This is a genomic window from Caulobacter sp. GW821-FHT10A06 (assembly GCF_059415805.1).
Window position 1 is genome coordinate 434,924 of sequence record NZ_JBWKNY010000006.1, and the last position, 17,872, is coordinate 452,795.

The window sequence follows — 17,872 nt, forward strand, 5'->3', positions numbered from 1 at the left end:
CTAGCGCTTGCCGGCGGCTTCGGCCGCCTTTTTCTGCTCACGGATCTGCGTGGCCTTGCGGACGTACTGGTCCTGGACGGCGGCGACCAGTTCGGTGGGCGGCTCGGGGTTGATCGCGCCTTCAAAAACGCCGTTCCGAGTCTGGAACCGATACCACTGGCGAAGCGTGCCGCAATTCCAGCGTGGGATGCGCGAGCTGGTCGGCTTCATCATCAGGCAGATCATACGATCCGGGTCTGTTTTCAGCAGGTCGTTCAATCCGTCGGTGATCTCCAGTCTGGACGGAACCTCCGCAGCCTTTTTGCCTTCGATCACCAGCGGGGCGACGACGTTGTCGTCCTGCGGAGGGGCGGGGTCCTGGATGGCCAACAGGGCCACGATGGCGAGAAGCAACATGCTGGGGCTTCCTTGAAAGCTTCGCGATGGTGAACCCGGGGCGGGTGGTTCGCAACCTTAAATTTAGGGCGGGCGGTTCGCGCGCCTCGCGCGGAATCCCTGTCAGGCCGGGCCTGGACGGTGCTATAATCGGGATCATGAGGCCGGCCCCGAGACCGGCCCAGGGAGGACGACATGAACCGTACGTTCCCGCTCGTCGCGCTTGGCGCGGCGGCGTTTCTTTCCGTTGCCGGCGCGGCCGCCGCCTCGAACATGGTGATCGGCAGCGGCTCTGCCCAGGAGTGCTCCGACGCCGCCCTCAAAGGCCGCGCTGACAGCCGCTCCGTCCTGGCCTGCACCACGGCCCTGCAGGTCGAGACCCTGAACTTCCGCGACCGCGCCCGCACCTATGTGAACCGCGGCGTGCTGCAGATGCGCCAGCGCCAGTTCGGCGCCGCCCGCGCCGACTTCGACCAGGCCTCCAGCATCGATCCGGACCTGGGCGAGGCCTATGTGAACCGCGGCGCGACCTTTGTCGGCGAGGACCGCTATCGCGAGGGCGTCGAGCAGATCGACAAGGGCCTGGCCCTGGGCGTGAAGGATCCCGAGAAGGCGTTCTTCAATCGTGGCCTGGCCAATGAAGGCCTGGGCGACCTGAACGCGGCCTATCGCGACTACAACCGCGCCTCGGAGCTGGCTCCCGACTGGCTGGCGCCGAAGACCGAGCTCGCGCGTTTCACGGTCAAGCGGCCCTGATACGCTTCTGCGCGTCATCGGCCGCCCAAGTCGAAGATTCGTCGACGAGGAGTATCCGATGACGCGTGGGCTTCTATTGCTGACGGCCAGCCTTCTTTTCGGAAGTCTGGCGGTGCTGGGCGGCGGCGCCTATGCGCAGACCGCGTTGCAGGACCGGTTCATGACCGAGCACGCCCTGCAGGACGCCCGTCGCGACCTGATGGCTGCTCAGACCGAGATCCAGAACGCCCAGGCACGCGCCGACACCACCGTGCGGCTGCGTGGTCTGGAGGAGCAGCGCGCCGCCCCCAGCCTGCGGCCGCTGACGACGGATGCGGTTCCCAGCCGCGACACCGACCCTTCCGCCTCGACCCAGCAGCTTGAGCGCTTGACGGCGGAAGCTCTGGCCGAGAGCAATGCGCGCATGCGGGCCATCCGGCCGGCCAGCGAACCCAAGTAGCACCAGACAGAGGATCACCCATGGAGTGGGAAGGCGGCCGCCGGTCCGGCAACATCGAGGATCGGCGCGGCATCGGGCCTGTGGGCGTCGCCGGCGGCGGCATTGGCGCGGTGGTGCTGGCCGCCATCGGCTACTTCGTGTTCGGCATCGATCCGCGCACGACCCTGGAGGCGACCCAAAACCTGCAACAACCTGCGCAGCAGGAAGGCGTGCGGGGCGAGGTCAGCGACCGCGACGGCCGGTTCGTCGACGTGATCGAGACCTCCAACCGCGAGGTCTGGACGCCGATCTTCCGCAACGAGGGCGTCGACTACCGGCCGCCCGAGGCCATCGTGCTGTACAAGCAGGCCACCGGCACCGGCTGCGGCACGGGCCAGTCAGCCATGGGGCCGTTCTACTGTCCCGCCGACCAGAAGGTCTATCTGGACCTGTCGTTCTGGAGCGAGCTGGAGACCCGCTTCGGCGCCCAGGGCGAGTTCGCCCGCGCCTATGTCATCAGCCACGAGATCGGCCACCACGTGCAGCATCTGCTGGGCGCCGACCAGCAGGCCCGCCGCCTGGGCGCGCGCGGCGAGGAAAGCGGCTCGGTGCGGCTGGAGCTGCAGGCCGACTGCTATGCCGGCGTCTGGGCGGCGCATGCCAACAAGGCCTCGGGCGGCCAGATCGTCATCAACCGCTCCGACATCCAGGACGGCCTGGGCGCGGCGGCGGCGGTCGGCGACGACACCATCCAGAAGCGCGGCCAGGGCGAGGTGGTGCCCGACAGCTTCACCCACGGCACCAGCGCCCAGCGCCAGCGCTGGTTCACGCGCGGCTTCGACCAGGGCGACCCGGCGGCCTGCGACACCTTCTCGGCGACGCGGCTCTAGGGTTTCGGCGGCCAAAACTACTTGGGAATGTAGGCGATCAGCTGGATCTCGACGATCCCGCCGGGCGCCAGCAGGCCGGTCGTGCCGACGGCCGTCCAGGCCGGGTTCGGACCCTTGATGAACTCGCTCTTCACGGCGTTGATCATGTTGATCTGCTCCCAGCGCGGAGCCGGTTGATCGGGGCCTTCCCAGACGTGGAAGCTGTTGATCATCACCACGTTGTCGAAGCTGGTCCCGGCCGCCTTCAGCACCGCGTCCAGGTTCGCGAAGGTGCGGCGCACCTGTTTCTTGAACGACTCCGGGTCCGTGCCCTCGTCCTTGGCGCGCCCGACGATGGCGCCCGAGACGTACAGCATGTCGCCGACCCGGCGGGCCGGGGCGTACTTGATCTCATCGTAGGATTTCTGGTGCCGCTCGCTGGGGATGATCACCTCGCCGCCGGGGGCGGGGATCTTCTTGGGATAGGCCTCCTGGGCCAGGGCGGGCGTCGCGGCGAGCGCGCAGAGGACGGGCAGGATCAGGCGGCGGATCATGGCGGATCTCCGGAAGAACGTTGGTCTCCCGGATCGCGTGGCTACCCGCCGCCGGCAAGTGAAATAACCGTCACCCGGCCGCCTGGATGATCAGGTCGGTGATCGCCTTGGGGTGCGAGATCATCGACACGTGGCTGGACGGCAGCTCGATCGTCGTGGCCTTCATCCGCTTGGCCACGAAGCGCTCCAGGTCCGGATTGGTCGTCTGGTCGTTGGCCGAGACAGCATAGAAGCTGGGCTTCTCGTGCCAGGCCGCGACCGTGGTCCTGCCCGCGAACAGCGTGGCGGCGATCGGCTGCTGGGTCGCGTACAGCGCCAGGGCCTTTGCCGGCGCGACGTCGCCGGCGAAGAAGCGGACGAAGACGTCCTTGTTCAGCCACGAAAAGCCATCGACCGTCACCACGCCCGCCCGGACCGGCATGGTCGGATAGGTCGCGGCCAGGGCGTTGAAGTCCTCGCCGACGTCCGGTGCGCGGGCGGCGACATAAACGAGGGCGGTGACCTTGGGATCCAGCCCCGCCTCGGTGATCGGCACGCCGCCCCACGAGTGGCCGACCAGCACGGTCGGGCCGTCCTGCCGCGCCAGCACCCGCCGGGTCGCCGCCACGTCATCGGCCAGCGAGGTGAGGGGGTTCTGCACCGCCGTGACGTTGAAGCCCTTGGCCTGCAGCAGCGGGATTACCTCGCTCCAGCATGAACCGTCGGCCCAGGCGCCGTGGACCAGAACGATGTTGCGGGCGGTGGTCTTGGCCAGGGCCGGCGTGGCGAGGCCAGCGGCGAGCGCGCCCAGCAGGACGGCGCGGCGGTCGGTTTGAAAGGTCATGAGCTTGCCCTCGGAGGCGGTGAACCAGAGGCGGTCACGCTCCATTCGCGGCGGCAAGAGCAAAGGTAACGGCGTTGACGGCTTCGTGATCCTGGCCGCACGCGGCGCTTGACCTGTGCGTCAGCGAGCCTAGTGTCCGGCCGTTGTTCACCGGGGGGTCGCTCGCGCGGCTGAGATTGGGCTTTGGCCCTGACCCGTAGAACCTGATCCGGGTCATGCCGGCGAAGGGAGGGAACGCGGTCGCGGCTCGCAGCCCGTCCGTAAACCGACTTAGCGCGACACGTCCGGGTCTCCTTAAAGCCGAAGGAGCGCCCGACTATGAATATCCAGACGACCATCAAATCCGTGGCCGAGACCATCTCGACCGGCCCGATCCCCGGTTCGCGCAAGGTCTATCAGGCCGGCGAGCTGTTCCCCGAGCTGCGCGTGCCGTTCCGCGAGGTGGCTGTCCACCCGTCGGCCAACGAGCCGCCGGTGACGATCTATGACCCCTCGGGCCCCTACAGCGACCCGACCGTCAGCATCGACATCGAGAAGGGCCTGCCGCGCACTCGCGAGGCCTTCGTCGTGGCGCGCGGCGATGTCGAACTGGTCACCGATCCCCGCCAGGTGAAGCCCGAGGACAACGGCTTCGCCCAGGGCAAGCACCTGGCCCCGGAATTCCCGGACAACAGCCGCCCGATCTATCGCTCCAAGCCCGGCAAGCTGGTCACTCAGCTGGAATACGCCCGCGCCGGCATCATCACGGCCGAGATGGAATATGTGGCCATCCGCGAGAACCTGCGCCGCGAGCAGGACCGCCCCTGCGTGCGCGACGGCGAGGACTTCGGCGCCTCGATCCCCGACTTCGTGACGCCCGAGTTCGTGCGCCAGGAAATCGCCCGCGGCCGCGCCATCATCCCGGCCAACATCAACCACGGCGAGCTGGAGCCGATGGCGATCGGCCGCAACTTCCTGGTCAAGATCAACGCCAACATCGGCAATTCGGCGGTGCTCTCCACCGTCGCCGACGAGGTCGACAAGCTGGTCTGGGCCACCCGCTGGGGCGCCGACACGGTCATGGACCTGTCGACGGGCCGCAACATCCACAACATCCGCGACTGGATCATCCGCAACTCGAGCGTCCCCATCGGCACCGTGCCGATCTACCAGGCGCTGGAGAAGGTCAACGGCGTGGCCGAGGACCTGAACTGGGAGGTCTTCCGCGACACCCTGATCGAGCAGTGCGAGCAGGGCGTCGACTACTTCACCATCCACGCCGGCGTGCGCCTGCCATTCATCCCGATGACCGCCAAGCGCGTCACCGGCATCGTCTCGCGCGGCGGCTCGATCATGGCCAAGTGGTGCCTGGCCCACCACAAGGAGAACTTCCTCTACGAGCGCTTCGAGGACATCTGCGAGATCATGCGCGCCTATGACGTGTCGTTCTCGCTGGGCGACGGCCTGCGTCCGGGCTCTACCGCCGACGCCAATGACGAGGCCCAGTTCTCGGAACTGCGCACCCTGGGCGAGCTGACCAAGGTGGCCTGGAACCACGGCGTCCAGGTGATGATCGAAGGGCCGGGCCACGTGGCCATGCACAAGATCAAGGCCAACATGGACGAGCAGCTGAAGCACTGCCACGAGGCCCCCTTCTACACCTTGGGCCCGTTGACCACGGACATCGCGCCTGGCTACGACCACATCACCTCGGCGATCGGCGCGGCGATGATCGGCTGGTTCGGCACGGCGATGCTCTGCTACGTCACGCCCAAGGAGCACCTGGGCCTGCCGGACCGCGACGACGTGAAAACGGGGGTCATCACCTACAAGCTGGCCGCCCACGCCGCCGACCTTGCCAAGGGCCACCCTGGCGCGGCGATGTGGGACGACGCCATCAGCCGCGCGCGCTTCGAGTTCCGCTGGGAGGACCAGTTCAACCTGGGCCTGGACCCCGAAACCGCCCGCAAGTTCCACGACGAGACCCTGCCGAAGGAGGCGCACAAGACCGCCCACTTCTGCTCGATGTGCGGTCCCAAGTTCTGCTCGATGAAGATCAGCCACGAGGTCCGCGACTTCGCCGCCGGTCTCGCGCCGAACAGCGCCGAGCTCGGGATGGCGGAGATGAGCGAGAAATTCAAGGAACAGGGGTCCGAGATCTACCTGAAGACCGAGTAGGCGATTTTCACTGGCGCGGCGGCGGGGACACCTTCACCGTCGCGCCCATGAAACGCTTGAGTCTGTTGGCGGCCGCCGCCGTTCTTGCCCTGTCCTCGCCTGCTTTCGCCGAGAGCCCGTTCTGGCCCGTCCAGCCCAAGGGCGGGTCCGTGGCGGCTGAGCTGCGGGGCGCCTGGAAGTCGCGGGGCTATGGCTGGATCGTCCAGTTCGGGCCGGATGGCGCCCAGCTGTTCCAGACCGCGGGCGAGGCCTGCTATCCCGACCCGCGCCGGGAGCCCGATCCCGACGGCGTGCTCAGCCAATGGCGGCCAGAGGGGCAGGGGGCGATCAGCCTGACCGGGGATCCGGACGGCACGCGCTACATGTTTGATCGCCTGCCCAACGTCCCCAACGCCTGCATCAGCGCGGCCGGCTGGACGCCCGACCGCATCGTCGCCTTTGCCGCCGACACCTTCGCCGAGCTCTATCCGCGCCCCGGCATCGACTGGAAGGCGCGCAAGGCCGCCGTGCTGGCCAAGGTCACGCCGACCTCGACCGAGTTCCAGCTGTGGACCGCCCTGGCCGACCTGCTGGCGGGCCTGGATGATCCTCATGTTGAGCTGCACGGCATGGTCGACGGCAATCGCCGCGACCTGGAGCCCGGCGACGCCCCGACCCTGATGCGCGTGCGCGCCGCCGATCCGGCCGGCGACGAGAAGGCCTGGCTGCAGGCCTATCGCGAGGGGATCCTGACCCAGGTCCTGCAAGGTCGTGGCCGCCAGGCCGGCAACAACCGTGTCTTCTGGGGTCGGGTCGACGACATCGGCTATCTGAACCTGGTGACCATGGGCGCCTTCGCCCGCAACGCCGCGCCGGATGATCCTCGGCCGCTGGACGCCATCCTGGACGAGGCGATCGCCGCCTTCGCCGGGGCCAAGGCGGTGATCGTCGACGTCAGCAACAACCGCGGCGGCTACGACACCATCAGCGCGCGGGTCGCCGGCCGCTTCGCCGACGCTTCGCACCTGGCCTATTCGAAGGTCGGCGTCGGGGCCAAGGCGCCGTTGCAGCCCGTGCGGGTCGAGCCGGCCAGCGGCGTGCGCTTCACCGGGCCGGTCTATCTGGTCACCAGCGACGTCACGGTCAGCGCCGGCGAGACCTTCACCCTGATGATGAAGGCCCTGCCCAATGTGAAGCAGGTCGGCGGGACCACGCGCGGCGCCTTCTCGGACCAGATGCCCAAGCCGCTGCCGAACGGCTGGGCGTTGGGCCTGCCGGTCGAGGTCTACAAAGGCCCCAAGGGCGAGGACCTGGAGGGCCGGGGTCTGGCCCCCGATACGCCGCTGGCGGTGTTCCCCGAGACCGACCTGAACGGCGGCCACGCCAAGGTCATCCAGGCTCTGATGCAGAAAATTCGCGAGGACGTGCGCTAGGCTGTCGGAACCGGCGGTCTTCCCACGTCCTTGGTTCGTCAACGACGACCAACAAGGAGGAACGTCATGGCCTATGTCGATGGTTTCCTGGTGCCGGTCCCCAAGGACAAGCTGGACGCCTACAAGGAGATGGCCGAGCTCGGGGCCAAGGTGTGGATGGAGTACGGCGCGTTGTCGTACGTCGAGTGCGTCGCCGACGACGTGCCCTATGGCGAGCTGACCTCGTTCCCGCGCGCGGTGCATGCCGAGGAGGGCGAGATCGTGATCTTCTCGTGGATTACCTACAAGGACCGCGCCAGCCGCGACGAGATCAACGCCAAGGTCATGGCCGACGAGCGGCTGAACGGCTACATGGACAAGATGCCGTTCGACGGCAAACGGATGATCTTCGGCGGCTTCCAGCCGTTCCTGGAGCGCTGACGCGTCCAGGTTGCGCCGCTCGAGGGGACAGCCTCGCGGGCGGCGTCTGATTCCAGCGCCTCGTGCGCTCTGCGGCCCAACAGCGCAGTTTGTTTCCCATTTGTAACATCATTTCCGATGCAACACGTCGCTGCTTAAAATGTGACGTTATTTCAATGCTCAGGCCGTGATATCGGCTCTGGAAGACACACCAGTGTGCGCTTTATGCTGCATTGCCTTGTCTTAACGCCGGGGGGCGTTGCGAGGTGGGGCGCAGGCCCGTAAGGAGCGGCAACCCAGCGTTGGCGTCGACAGGTGTCGGCGTCTTCCGTCACTCCTGTTTTACGGGCCTCAATGACCCTTTCGACCGTGCTTCTCTACGGCCTGGCCGCCGCCGCGCTGGACCCCGCGACCGCCGTGAGCGCGCCCTTGGCGCCGGCGGCCGTGGAGCAGGCCAGGCCGCAGGTGAAGGACGACGGTCCCAACGAGGTCGAGGGCCTGACCATCCAGGCCGACCGGCGTGGCAAGGTCGAGGGCATGATCGAGCCCGAGATCGAGCTGAACGAGGCCGAGATCCAGAGCTTCGGCGCGGGCTCGATCGGCGAACTGCTGACCATGCTGACGCCCCAGACCACCAGCACGCGCGGCCGCGATGGCGGCGGCGGGCCGGTGATGCTGGTCAATGGCCGCCGCATCTCGGGCTTCCAGGAGATCCAGGGCATCCCGCCCGAGGCGATCGAGAAGTTCCAGGTCCTGCCCGAGGAGGTCGCGCTCAGCTACGGCTACAAGGCCGACCAGCGGGTCGTGAACATCATCCTCAAGAAGAACTACAACGCCCTGATGACCCAGGTGGCGGCCACGGTCGCCACGGACGGCGGGCGCATCGACCCGAACGCCGGCGCCAACCGCGTGCACATCAACGGCGACAAGCGCTGGAACATCGACCTTCAGGTCTCCCACGACCCGTACCTGCTGGAGAAGGACCGCGACATCGTCCGCTCGCCCAACGGCCAGCCGTTCGATCTGGTGGGCAATGTCAGCGGCATCGGCGGCGCTCAGCTGGATCCGGCCCTGTCGGCCCTGGTCGGCAGTCCCGTGACCTTCGCTGGCGTGCCCAGCTCGGCCCTGGTCGGCCGCGCGGGGCTGTCGGAGTTCGTCTCCGGCGCCAACCGCTACAACACCGGCGACCTGACCCGCGACCGCTCACTGATCGCGCAGTCGGACAAGGCCACGCTGAAGGGCTCCTACAGCCTGGACCTGAACAAGCAGACCCAGCTGACGATCACCGGCAATCTAGAAGACGGCAGCAGCCGTTCGCTGCTGGGCCTGCCGGGCGTGACCTTCAACCTGCCGGCCGGCAGCCCGTTCTCACCGTTCTCGCAGGCCGTGACCGGCTATCGTTTCATCGACGCGCCGAGCGCCATGGCCCGTGATGTCGACACCCTGCGCACCCAGGTCAGCACGGCCGCCAACGGCCGGATCAAGGATTGGCGCTGGAACATCACCGGCGACTTCGACCGCACAACGACCGACACCACGACCGGGCGCGGCCTGGACATCAGCGCCTTCCAGGCGGCGGTGACGGCGCGCGATCCGAACGTCAATCCGTTCGGCTACATCTCGCCCAGCCTGTACAAGAACGCCGCGCCCGACACCGCACACTCGGTCTCGACCTCGGCCAGCGCCGAGCTGGTGCTCAACGGCAACCTGTTCCAGGTCCCGGCCGGGGCGCTGCAGACGACGTTGAAGATCGGGGCCAACAGCAAGAGCCTGGACTCCAAGACCGTCCGCTCGGGCGTGACCACGACACGCGACATCACCCGCACGACCGAGAGCGTTCAGGGCAGCTTCAGCCTGCCCCTGACCAGCACCCGCCAGAACGTGCTGGCCAAGGTCGGCGACCTGTCGGTCAACTTCAACGCCGGCTATGACGAGCTGTCGGACCTGGGGGGGCTGACCACCCTGGGCGGCGGCGTGAACTGGTCGCCGATCAAGAAGATCAGCTTCATCGCCAGCTTCACCGACGAAGAGGGCGCGCCCTCGACCAACCAGATCAACGATCCGGTGGTCGTGACCCCCAACGTCTCGGTGTTCGACTTCACGACTGGCCAGACGGTGATCATCAGCCGCACCGACGGCGGCAACGCGGCCCTGCGCAACGACAACCGCCAGGTCCAGAAGCTGGGCGTGAACTACAAGCCGCTAGAGAAGGTCGAGCTGACCTTCAATGCGACGTACACGCGGTCCGAGACCAAGAACATGATCGCCTCGTTCCCGGCCATCACGCCGGACCTGGAGGCCGCGTTCCCCGACCGCTTCACGCGTGACGCTAGCGGTCGCCTGCTGGCCATCGACGCCCGGCCGGTGAACTTCGCCAGCGCCGAGGCTGAGAACATCCGCTGGGGCTTCAACCTGTTCAAGGCGGTCGGCACGCCGACCCCGGGGGCGCCGGGAGGCTTTGGCGGTCCGGGCGGTGGTCGTGGACCCGGTGGCGGCGGCATGATGCGCATGGGCGGCGGCGGTCCCGGTGGTCCGGGCGGCGGCGGCATGGGCGGCCCGCCTCCCGGCATGATGCGGCCGGGGCAGGGCATGTTCCAGCTGTCGGTCTACCACACCTGGCGCCTGACCGATGAGATCACCGTCCGCAAGGGCTTGCCGGTGCTGGACCAGCTGGACGGCTCGGCGCTGAGCGCGCGCGGCGGCCAGGCGCGGCATGAGCTGCAGATCCAGGGCGGCTATTTCAAGGACGGCCTGGGCATGCGCTTCAACGGCGCCTGGAAGGCCTCGACCTGGGTCAATGGCGGCGCGACCGGCGGACAGACGCTGTACTTCTCGGACCTGGCCACGGTGGGCGTGAACTTCTTCGCCAACTTCAGTGTCCCGGCGCGCAAGAAGGCGGTCGACAAGTTCCCGATCCTCAAAGGGGCGCAGGTTTCGCTGAACTTCGAGAACCTGCTGGACACCAAGCAGACCGTCCGCGATCAGAACGGCGCCACGCCGCAGGCCTATCAGAAGGACTATCTGGACCCGCTGGGTCGCACGGTGCGGATCAACTTCCGCAAGCTGCTCTGATCCGCGCGGGACGGGCTTCAACCCGTCCTTAAGCTGTCAGGCGCACCCTGTGCGTCTGAGCGGTCGCTTTCGGCCGGATCGGAGACCGTCATGGCGATCATGACTTCCAGCACGCGGCGTACGGGCGACCATTTCGAGCCCAGCGACGTCGATCCCCAGGTCCAGCGGCGTCTGCGCGGCTATCTCGAGCAGATCGACTACACCGCGTTCGCCTCGAACAAGGCCGTGCTGGGCGCGACCATCCCCCATGCCGACGCCGAACGCTTTCAGCGTCTGGCCGTCGCCGCTGCCACCGCCCGCGCCAAGTGGGTGGCCGAGGCCGCGTCGATGACCGAGGCGGGGGCTTCGCTGTCCGAGGCGCAGGTCGCGCGCCTGGCTCACCTGCGGTCGGCCTATGACGAGCTGTCGGCGGTCTATGAGGCCACGCGGCGCATGGTCGAGCGGGGCTACATCCCGTACCGCGCCTCGCAAGCCTAATTTACCCGGATCTTATTGACTCTACATTTCGTCCGGGTAAAAGGCGCGCCTGAGGAGGCCGTCATGTCCGGACGCAAGGCGCTGCTGCGCGAATACAAGGAACGCAAGGTCGAGGCCGGCATATACGCCGTGCGCTGCCTGGCGACCGATCAGGTCTGGATCGGGTCGACGGCCGATCTGTCCACCCGCCAGAACGGCATCTGGTTCTCGCTGCGGCTGGGTTCGCACCGTGAAAAGTCCCTGCAGGCTGCCTGGACCGCGTATGGGGCAGAGGCCTTTGCCTTCGAAGCTGTGGAGGCGATCGACGTCGAGGGGCTGGACAGGTTCGGCCGCGACAGCCGACTGAAGGAACGCCGAGTCCACTGGATCGCGGCGCTGAACGCCACGGGGCTGATGTGATGGAAGAACAGTACGTGGTGTTCCACGGCCAGGATCGTGTGGCGGCCGGCTCGCGCCTGGATGCGGCCCTGGCGGCCCAACGGCTGGCGGGGGAGGCGGGCGTGCTGATCTTCGGACCCGACGGCCGGGGCGTGGACTTCGACCTCAGCGGCGGACCCGAGGCCCTGACCGCGCGCCTGGCGCCGCCGGAGGAAGCCCCGCGTGGACGTGGCCGACCCAAGCTCGGTGTAGTGCCCCGCGAAGTGACCTTGCTGCCGCGCCACTGGGACTGGCTGGCCAGCCAGCCGGGCGGGGCGTCGGTGGCGCTGCGCAAGCTGGTCGAGGCCGCCCGTCGCGAGAGCGAGGGTCCCGACCGCATCCGCGCCGCCCGCGAGGCGGCCTACCGTTTCGCCTCGGCGATAGGCGGCGACCTGCCGGGCTTCGAGGAGGCCATGCGGGCGCTGTTCGCCGGCGACGACGCAGGCTTCGAGGCGCAGATCCAGGCCTGGCCGGCCGACATCGCCAGCCAGCTGCGCACCTATGCCGCCGAGGCCTTCGGAGCGGACTAGCCGCCGGACTTGGCGACCACTTCGTCCAGCACCGCCTTGTAGGCGGTCTCGAACGGAGCCTTGTCGCTGTCGGGCTTGGCCGGCCACAGTGGACGCAGGGCGGCGGTGCGGGCGGCGGCGTCGCGTAGCCAGGCGGGATCGGCCTTGGCCAGCTTGGCGACGCGGGCCTCGACATCGGCCTTGGGGCGGCCGTCATAGGCCAGCAGCGAGCGCAGGGCCCACAGGGCCTGCTCGTCGGCGTTCGGCTTGGCCGAGCCCGGAGCCCGGTGCGCGGTCCAGCGCACGGCGTCCAAGACCTGGTCGCGGTAGCGCGGGTCGTCCCAGGTGCTGGGCGTGTGGCCCAGATTGGTGTGGTAGAGGCGGCCCTGGCCGATCTGGCGGGTCCAGGTGATCGGCACGAACCACGGGCGCTTCAGCGGCGTCTCGGTGAAGTCCAGCGCCTGCAGCACGCGGACCTTGGCTGGTTCATAGTCCGAGTACTGATAAATCTCTTCCGCAAAGGCGAAACGCGCCGGCCAGGCGGTGTTCAGCGGATCCTTGCCGCCCAGTGCCTGCACGGTGATCGGCGTCCCTTGCGTCCACGGATGGCCGGCGAACTTGCCGTTGATGAGGGCGGTGTAGGTCTGGCCGGGGCCCGTATAGTCCCAGTGGGTGTCGGTCGAGCTGTGCAGGCCCACGAACCCGCCCTTGCCGCTCTCGACCCACTTCTGGATCGCCGCCCAGCTCTCGGCCGGGATCGGCAGCTCGCCGGTGGTGTAGAAGGCCAGGACGTCGACGTCCTTCAGCTTCTCGGGCGTGATGGTGCGGGCGTCCTGGGTCGACTCGACGGTGAAGGCCCCCGACTTGGCGCCGATCTCGGCCAGGGCGATCTCGGACGGGGTCGGGCCGTTGCTGTTCTTGGGCCGCGCGACGGGGCGGTGCACGAAACCGACCGACTGGTCGAGATACAGCACCCGGATCTTCGGCGCGGCTTCGGCCACGGATATGGAGAGCGCGGCGACCGCCGCGATGAGGGTCAGCAGGCGGGCCATTGTTCTTCTCAATGTTTGGGTTGCAGGAGGTCCCAGCGATTGCCGGACAGGTCCTCGAACACCGCCACCGTGCCATAGGCCTCGTGACGGGGCTCCTCCAGGAAGGTGACGCCGGCGGCGCTCATGCGGGCGTGGTCGCCGGCGAAGTCGTCGGTGTGCAGGAACAGCCAGACGCGACCACCGCCCTGATTGCCGATCGCGGCGGCCTGTTCGCCGACGGCGCGGGCCAGCAGGAAGTTCGTGCCATCGCTGCCGGGCGAGACCACGACCCAGCGCTTGCCGTGGCCCATGTCGGTGTCTTCGACCAGGGTGAACCCAAGCTTGCCGACATAGAAGCCGATCGCCTCGTCATAGTCGGCGACGAGCAGGGACACGAGAGCGACGCGGCGGGCCATTTGCGACTCCTTGTTCGGAGCCGATTGCATAGCATGCGTCAGGCGGTTGTCAGCGTCGTCAGTCTAGAAGCGCGTCCATCCTTCCCGAAGACCAGGAGATTACCCCATGAACCGCGCCCTCATCCTGACCCTCGCCGCGCTGGCCATCGCCCCGGCGGCGTTCGCCGACGCGCCCAAGACCAAGGTGACCGAGGTCGCGGTCAAGGACATTCCCGCCGCCGTCACCTCTGTCGTGAAAGCCGCCGCGCCGGGCATGACCATCAAGGAAGCCGAGCTGAAGGAACGCGCCGACCGCCGCTACTACGACGTCGAGGGCGTGATGCCGGACGGCTCGGAGATCGAGTTCGACCTGCTGGAGAAGAACGGCGCCTGGGAGATCGTCGAGACCCAGCGCGACATCGCCTGGGCCTCTGCGCCGCAGCTGGTCCGCGATACCGCGGCCGCCTCGGGCAAGGCGATCAAGCCGGTGCGCGTGATCGAGAGCAAGCAGACCGACGGCATGGTGATCTACGAGCTGTTCGCCGCCGGCAAGCCGGACGAGCCCTCGATGGAAGTCAGCCTGAAGGACGGCAAGGCCAAGGTGCTGGCCGAGGTGTGGCCGCACTGAGGGGCCGTCCTCGTCCTTCGACAGGCTCAGGATGAGGACTACTTTTAACGTCGGTTCACTAGAAACCTCATCCTGAGCCTGTCGAAGGACGAGGTTTCGGACCCGCTGCGTTAGCCCCCGTTGTACCCGCCAATAATCGGCAGGATCTCGCCCGTGATGTAGCTGGACGTCTGCGGCGAGGCCAAGAAGACATAGGCCGGCGCGATCTCCTCGGGTTGCGCCGCCCGCTTCATCGGGGTCTTGGCCCCGAACTGGGCGACGTCCGGACCCAGCTTGTCGGCCGGGTTCAGCGGGGTCCAGACCGGGCCGGGGGCCACGGCGTTCACGCGGATGCCCTTCTCGATCAGGTGCGTGGCCAGCGAGCGGGTGAAGGCGTGGATGCCGCCCTTGGTCAGGGAGTAGTCCAGCAGGTCCTTGTTACCCAGGAGGCCGGTCACTGAGCCGGTGTTGATGATCGAGCCGCCGTTGGGCAGGTGCTTCACCGCCGCCTTGGCCATGTGGAAATAGCCGTAGAGATTGGTCCGCAGGGTGCGGTCGAAGTGCTCCTCGGTCAGGTCCTCGAAGTCGAGCACGTGCTCCTGAAAGGCGGCGTTGTTGACCAGGATGTCCAGCCGGCCAAACTCGGCCACGGTGCGCTCGACCGCCGCCTTGGCGTAGGCCGGATCGGCGACATCGCCGGGCAGCAGGATGGCGCGGCGGCCTTCCTTCTCGACGGCGGCCTTGGTCTCTTCGGCGTCGGTGTCTTCGCTGAGATAGCCGATGGCCACGTCCGCGCCTTCGCGGGCGAACAGCACCGCCACGGCCCGGCCGATGCCGCTGTCGGCGCCGGTGATCAGGGCGACCTTGTGCTCCAGCTTGCCCGAGCCCTTGTAGAAGGGGGCGTCGTACATCGGAGCGGGGTCGAGCTTGTATTCCTCGCCGGGCTTGGCCTGGTGCTGCTCGGGAAAGGGCGGAGCCGGGTAGGGGCGGGCTCCGGCCTGCATGGCGTGGCTGCGATTGTGGTCCTCTTCCTTCGGCTCGAAGGACCGCTGCTCCTTGGCGTCCAGCGGGGCCTGGATGTCGCGATAGGCCTGGGCGACGCGTTCGCCGGTCTGTTCGAACTCGGGGGTCTGGGTCTCGGACATGGCGCGCTCCTGAAGGGCTGAGCCCCGAAAACCACTGGGCTCGCGCGACGTTCCAACCTGCGCCGAATGCGGGTTGCCCGAAAAACGGGCATGGGCCACCCTGCGCGCCTTCTTTGACATTGGTGACGACCATGCCGCGCGACGCGGCCGGAACGGCGCTTCCTCCGAAGCGGCCGCGCGGCCCCATCATGACCGATCTGATCGAACTGCTCCGTTTGGCGGGGCCGGTGATCCTGTCGCGCCTGGGCATCATGGTCATGGGCCTGACGGACGCCATCGTCGTCGGCCACTTCTCGGCCCAGCAGCTGGGCTTCCACGCCATGGCGTGGGCGCCGTCGTCGATCTTCGTGACCATGAATGTCGGCCTGCTGGTCGGGGTGCAGGTGATGACCGCCCGCGCCATCGGAGCGGGCAAGCGGCACGAGACCGGGGCGGTGCTGCGCCGGGGCCTCAGCTACGGCCTTTGGCTGGGCCTGGCCTCCATGGTGCTGCTGGCGCTGTTCGGCTCGCTGTTCCTGCACAGCCTGGGGCTCAAGGACGGCCTGGCCGACGGTGCGACGGTTCCACTGATCGTCTTCTCGCTGTCGCTGCCAGTCTACGCCATCTCGGTGGTCCTGACCTTCTGGCTGGAGGGGCTGGCACGGCCGGGGCCGGGGGCGGTGTTCATGTGGCTGGCCAATCTCGTCAACCTGGCCGCCAACCTGCTGCTGGTGCCTGGAACCTTTGGCCTGCCGGCCCTGGGCGCGACGGGCGGGGCCTGGTCGACCTTCATCGCCCGCACCGCCCTGATGTTGGCCCTGGCCATCTATGTCCTGCGCATGAAGGAGGCCCGCGCGCTGGGCGTCTTCGACAAGCCCGCCCGCGACCGCCCGGCCGAGATCGAGCAGCGCAAGATCGGCTATGGCGCGGGCGCGTCGAACTTCTTCGAGGTCTCGGCCTTCGCCGGCATGAACCTGGTCTGCGGCTGGATCAGCGCGATCGCGGTGGCCGCTTATACGGTGGTGCTGAACGTCTCGGCGATCATCTTCATGATCCCGCTGGGCATGGCGACCGCCACGGCCGTTCAGGTCGGCCGGGCCTATGGCGCGCGCGATCCGGAAGGCATGAAGCGCGCCGGCTGGATCGCCTTCGCGGTGATCGGCGCCGTCGGCGTGCTGTCGGGCCTGATCCTCTATCCGACCAAGCACTGGGTGGCCCTGGCCTATACGACCGACCCGGCGGCCTTGGCGATGATCCTGCCCGCCCTGGTGCTGGCCTGCTTCTTCCTGGCCCCGGACGCGGTGCAGGTGGTGGCGGCCCAGGCGTTGCGGGCGCGGGGCGAGGTGTGGGTCCCGACGGTGACCCACCTGATCAGCTACGCCCTGGTCATGGGTCCGCTGGCCTGGTTCCTGGCCATCCCCCAAGGCATGGGCCTGAACGGGGTGCTGATCTCGATCATCGTCACCAGCTTCCTGGCGGCGGCCTTCCTGCTGACCCGGTTCCGGATGCTGGACTGGCGCGATCGGAAGCTGGCGGGGAAGGGGGCCTAGGCCCCCAGGATCCAGCCTTCTTCGGTCTCGGCGGCTGCGACGGCGTCTTCGGACAGGCTCTTGGGCGCGGCGAAGATCGCGCCCAGCTTGCCGGCTTCGTCCAGCTTGGCGAAGTGTTCGGCCAGGCCCCGCACCTGGGCCAGGTCCTTGACCTCGCCGGCGCCCGGGACGGCCTTGATCAGCGACGGATAGACCTCGGCGACCACGGTGGCGACGCCGTCCAGGTCGGCCTCGGTCAGGGTCTTGAAGCCGGTCTCGAACGGCCACACCCGCACGGTGTCGCCGCGCGCGTCCTTCAGGCGGCGCACGGCCGGGATGCCGACGATCGCCTGACCGCCGACCGAGCCGTTGTAGTAGAGCTTCCAGATCGAGTGCGCGCCCTTGGCCGCTTCGTCCGCATAACGGAACTCCGGCAGGTCGTCCGGGCCATGCTCACGCGGACGCTTGGGCTGCAGGGTCGTCAGGGCGTCCTTGGGCGGGCAGCCCCAGAACGGGAACGGACCGCCGGTCAGGCGGCGGTTGATCTCGGACCCGACGCCGAAGCGGTTATTGGTGTTGTCGGCCTTGTCCTTGACCATCTTGGCCAGCTGGTCCCAGACCGCGCGCCAGCGCACCTCGCCCGGCAGGGACAGCGCCTGCGACAGCCCGCGCGGGAAGCCCAGCGGGAAGTCGAAGCCGACCAGGGCGCGCTCATTGCGCTTCTTCAGGTCGTCGAGGATGGCGGCCAGCCGGGTCTCGGCCTCGCCGCGCGTCGCGGGATTGTAGCTTTCGAAGGTGAGCCGGAAGCGCACGTCGCGCTTGAGCACGCCGATCCAGATGGAATCCGCGCCCGTGGTCGGCTTGGCCGCCGCGCTCCAGTCGACGATCACATAGGCGCTGAACAGACGCGACACGGCACGCGGCTCCGAGAGAGAGGAAGCCGCGCTT

At 68.0% G+C, this 17,872-nt stretch carries 19 protein-coding genes and 1 riboswitch; of the genes, 12 read left to right on the plus strand and 7 right to left on the minus strand.

Going from position 1 to position 17,872, the window contains the following annotated elements; genetic code table 11:
• Positions 1-396 carry a hypothetical protein gene (locus tag AC07NF_RS20180; RefSeq protein WP_494630391.1) on the minus strand — a complete coding sequence of 132 codons (396 nt, stop codon included), beginning with the start codon at positions 394-396 and terminating at the stop codon, positions 1-3.
• A 174-nt stretch (positions 397-570) separates the two neighbouring features.
• On the opposite strand from AC07NF_RS20180, the gene AC07NF_RS20185 reads away from it, so the two are divergent.
• The 3 genes from AC07NF_RS20185 to ypfJ are packed head-to-tail and all read left to right on the plus strand — an operon-like array spanning position 571 to position 2,439.
• Positions 571-1,131 carry a tetratricopeptide repeat protein gene (locus tag AC07NF_RS20185; protein WP_492817372.1) on the plus strand — a complete coding sequence of 187 codons (561 nt, stop codon included), beginning with the start codon at positions 571-573 and terminating at the stop codon, positions 1,129-1,131.
• Positions 1,132-1,189: 58 nt separating this feature from the next.
• A complete protein-coding gene (locus AC07NF_RS20190; RefSeq protein ID WP_494630394.1) occupies positions 1,190-1,570 on the plus strand; it encodes a hypothetical protein in 381 nt (126 codons plus the stop codon).
• 20 nt (positions 1,571-1,590) lie between these two features.
• Positions 1,591-2,439, plus strand: a complete 849-nt coding sequence (ypfJ, locus tag AC07NF_RS20195) for a KPN_02809 family neutral zinc metallopeptidase (RefSeq protein WP_494630396.1) — start codon at positions 1,591-1,593, stop codon at positions 2,437-2,439.
• 17 nt (positions 2,440-2,456) lie between these two features.
• Here ypfJ and AC07NF_RS20200 read toward each other — a convergent pair whose 3' ends face one another.
• Entirely contained in the window at positions 2,457-2,972 is a 516-nt protein-coding gene (locus AC07NF_RS20200; protein ID WP_494630398.1) for a RidA family protein, read from the minus strand.
• A 70-nt stretch (positions 2,973-3,042) separates the two neighbouring features.
• Entirely contained in the window at positions 3,043-3,795 is a 753-nt protein-coding gene (locus AC07NF_RS20205; RefSeq protein WP_494630400.1) for an alpha/beta fold hydrolase, read from the minus strand.
• A 141-nt stretch (positions 3,796-3,936) separates the two neighbouring features.
• Positions 3,937-4,042, plus strand: a riboswitch (TPP riboswitch).
• Positions 4,043-4,113: 71 nt separating this feature from the next.
• Here AC07NF_RS20205 and thiC point away from each other — a divergent pair.
• The 7 genes from thiC to AC07NF_RS20240 all read left to right on the plus strand — a co-directional run bounded on the left by thiC (position 4,114) and on the right by AC07NF_RS20240 (position 12,259).
• Positions 4,114-5,952, plus strand: coding sequence for a phosphomethylpyrimidine synthase ThiC (thiC, locus tag AC07NF_RS20210; RefSeq protein WP_494630402.1), 1,839 nt, complete (start codon positions 4,114-4,116; stop codon positions 5,950-5,952).
• Positions 5,953-5,999: 47 nt separating this feature from the next.
• Entirely contained in the window at positions 6,000-7,364 is a 1,365-nt protein-coding gene (locus AC07NF_RS20215; protein ID WP_494630405.1) for a S41 family peptidase, read from the plus strand.
• A gap of 66 nt (positions 7,365-7,430) precedes the next feature.
• Positions 7,431-7,784 carry a DUF1428 domain-containing protein gene (locus tag AC07NF_RS20220; RefSeq protein ID WP_492817386.1) on the plus strand — a complete coding sequence of 118 codons (354 nt, stop codon included), beginning with the start codon at positions 7,431-7,433 and terminating at the stop codon, positions 7,782-7,784.
• A 333-nt stretch (positions 7,785-8,117) separates the two neighbouring features.
• Complete coding sequence (locus AC07NF_RS20225; protein WP_494630408.1) at positions 8,118-10,835, plus strand: TonB-dependent receptor; 2,718 nt, start codon at positions 8,118-8,120, stop codon at positions 10,833-10,835.
• Between the two features lie 90 nt (positions 10,836-10,925).
• On the plus strand, positions 10,926-11,312 hold the full coding sequence (locus tag AC07NF_RS20230; protein ID WP_492817390.1) for a hypothetical protein: 387 nt from the start codon (positions 10,926-10,928) through the stop codon (positions 11,310-11,312).
• A gap of 63 nt (positions 11,313-11,375) precedes the next feature.
• Entirely contained in the window at positions 11,376-11,711 is a 336-nt protein-coding gene (locus tag AC07NF_RS20235; protein WP_494630411.1) for a GIY-YIG nuclease family protein, read from the plus strand.
• Positions 11,711-12,259, plus strand: coding sequence for a DUF2239 family protein (locus tag AC07NF_RS20240; protein ID WP_494630413.1), 549 nt, complete (start codon positions 11,711-11,713; stop codon positions 12,257-12,259). The genes AC07NF_RS20235 and AC07NF_RS20240 overlap by 1 nt, the downstream gene beginning before the upstream one ends.
• Here AC07NF_RS20240 and AC07NF_RS20245 read toward each other — a convergent pair.
• Both AC07NF_RS20245 and AC07NF_RS20250 read right to left on the minus strand, forming a co-directional pair.
• Complete coding sequence (locus AC07NF_RS20245) at positions 12,256-13,290, minus strand: ThuA domain-containing protein (RefSeq protein WP_494630415.1); 1,035 nt, start codon at positions 13,288-13,290, stop codon at positions 12,256-12,258. The genes AC07NF_RS20240 and AC07NF_RS20245 overlap by 4 nt on opposite strands.
• An 8-nt stretch (positions 13,291-13,298) precedes the next feature.
• Positions 13,299-13,685: a VOC family protein gene (locus AC07NF_RS20250; RefSeq protein WP_494630418.1), complete on the minus strand. Its 387-nt coding sequence runs from the start codon at positions 13,683-13,685 to the stop codon at positions 13,299-13,301.
• Between the two features lie 106 nt (positions 13,686-13,791).
• On the opposite strand from AC07NF_RS20250, the gene AC07NF_RS20255 reads away from it, so the two are divergent.
• Positions 13,792-14,292 (plus strand): hypothetical protein, encoded by a 501-nt coding sequence (locus AC07NF_RS20255; protein ID WP_494630420.1) that lies wholly within the window; start codon positions 13,792-13,794, stop codon positions 14,290-14,292.
• Between the two features lie 110 nt (positions 14,293-14,402).
• Here the strand turns inward: AC07NF_RS20255 and AC07NF_RS20260 are convergent, their stop codons facing one another.
• Entirely contained in the window at positions 14,403-15,416 is a 1,014-nt protein-coding gene (locus AC07NF_RS20260; RefSeq protein ID WP_494630423.1) for an SDR family oxidoreductase, read from the minus strand.
• A gap of 113 nt (positions 15,417-15,529) precedes the next feature.
• Between AC07NF_RS20260 and AC07NF_RS20265 the strand changes: the two genes are divergently transcribed.
• Positions 15,530-16,945: an MATE family efflux transporter gene (locus tag AC07NF_RS20265; RefSeq protein WP_494630427.1), complete on the plus strand. Its 1,416-nt coding sequence runs from the start codon at positions 15,530-15,532 to the stop codon at positions 16,943-16,945.
• On the opposite strand, the gene AC07NF_RS20270 is transcribed toward AC07NF_RS20265, so the two are convergent.
• Entirely contained in the window at positions 16,942-17,838 is an 897-nt protein-coding gene (locus tag AC07NF_RS20270) for a cobalamin biosynthesis protein CbiG (RefSeq protein ID WP_494630430.1), read from the minus strand. The genes AC07NF_RS20265 and AC07NF_RS20270 overlap by 4 nt on opposite strands.
• Positions 17,839-17,872: the final 34 nt, after the last annotated feature.

What these genes read in the sequence shown, in the direction of transcription:
- AC07NF_RS20180 (WP_494630391.1), bottom strand. Translation starts at nt 396, where the DNA reads ATGTTGCTTCTCGCCATCGTGGCCCTGTTGGCCATCCAGGACCCCGCC.
- AC07NF_RS20220 (WP_492817386.1), top strand. Translation starts at nt 7,431, where the DNA reads ATGGCCTATGTCGATGGTTTCCTGGTGCCGGTCCCCAAGGACAAGCTG.
- AC07NF_RS20225 (WP_494630408.1), top strand. Translation starts at nt 8,118, where the DNA reads ATGACCCTTTCGACCGTGCTTCTCTACGGCCTGGCCGCCGCCGCGCTG.
- AC07NF_RS20185 (WP_492817372.1), top strand. Translation starts at nt 571, where the DNA reads ATGAACCGTACGTTCCCGCTCGTCGCGCTTGGCGCGGCGGCGTTTCTT.
- AC07NF_RS20240 (WP_494630413.1), top strand. Translation starts at nt 11,711, where the DNA reads ATGGAAGAACAGTACGTGGTGTTCCACGGCCAGGATCGTGTGGCGGCC.
- AC07NF_RS20260 (WP_494630423.1), bottom strand. Translation starts at nt 15,416, where the DNA reads ATGTCCGAGACCCAGACCCCCGAGTTCGAACAGACCGGCGAACGCGTC.
- AC07NF_RS20230 (WP_492817390.1), top strand. Translation starts at nt 10,926, where the DNA reads ATGGCGATCATGACTTCCAGCACGCGGCGTACGGGCGACCATTTCGAG.
- AC07NF_RS20205 (WP_494630400.1), bottom strand. Translation starts at nt 3,795, where the DNA reads ATGACCTTTCAAACCGACCGCCGCGCCGTCCTGCTGGGCGCGCTCGCC.
- AC07NF_RS20235 (WP_494630411.1), top strand. Translation starts at nt 11,376, where the DNA reads ATGTCCGGACGCAAGGCGCTGCTGCGCGAATACAAGGAACGCAAGGTC.
- AC07NF_RS20245 (WP_494630415.1), bottom strand. Translation starts at nt 13,290, where the DNA reads ATGGCCCGCCTGCTGACCCTCATCGCGGCGGTCGCCGCGCTCTCCATA.
- AC07NF_RS20255 (WP_494630420.1), top strand. Translation starts at nt 13,792, where the DNA reads ATGAACCGCGCCCTCATCCTGACCCTCGCCGCGCTGGCCATCGCCCCG.
- ypfJ (WP_494630396.1), top strand. Translation starts at nt 1,591, where the DNA reads ATGGAGTGGGAAGGCGGCCGCCGGTCCGGCAACATCGAGGATCGGCGC.
- AC07NF_RS20250 (WP_494630418.1), bottom strand. Translation starts at nt 13,685, where the DNA reads ATGGCCCGCCGCGTCGCTCTCGTGTCCCTGCTCGTCGCCGACTATGAC.
- thiC (WP_494630402.1), top strand. Translation starts at nt 4,114, where the DNA reads ATGAATATCCAGACGACCATCAAATCCGTGGCCGAGACCATCTCGACC.
- AC07NF_RS20200 (WP_494630398.1), bottom strand. Translation starts at nt 2,972, where the DNA reads ATGATCCGCCGCCTGATCCTGCCCGTCCTCTGCGCGCTCGCCGCGACG.
- AC07NF_RS20215 (WP_494630405.1), top strand. Translation starts at nt 6,000, where the DNA reads ATGAAACGCTTGAGTCTGTTGGCGGCCGCCGCCGTTCTTGCCCTGTCC.
- AC07NF_RS20190 (WP_494630394.1), top strand. Translation starts at nt 1,190, where the DNA reads ATGACGCGTGGGCTTCTATTGCTGACGGCCAGCCTTCTTTTCGGAAGT.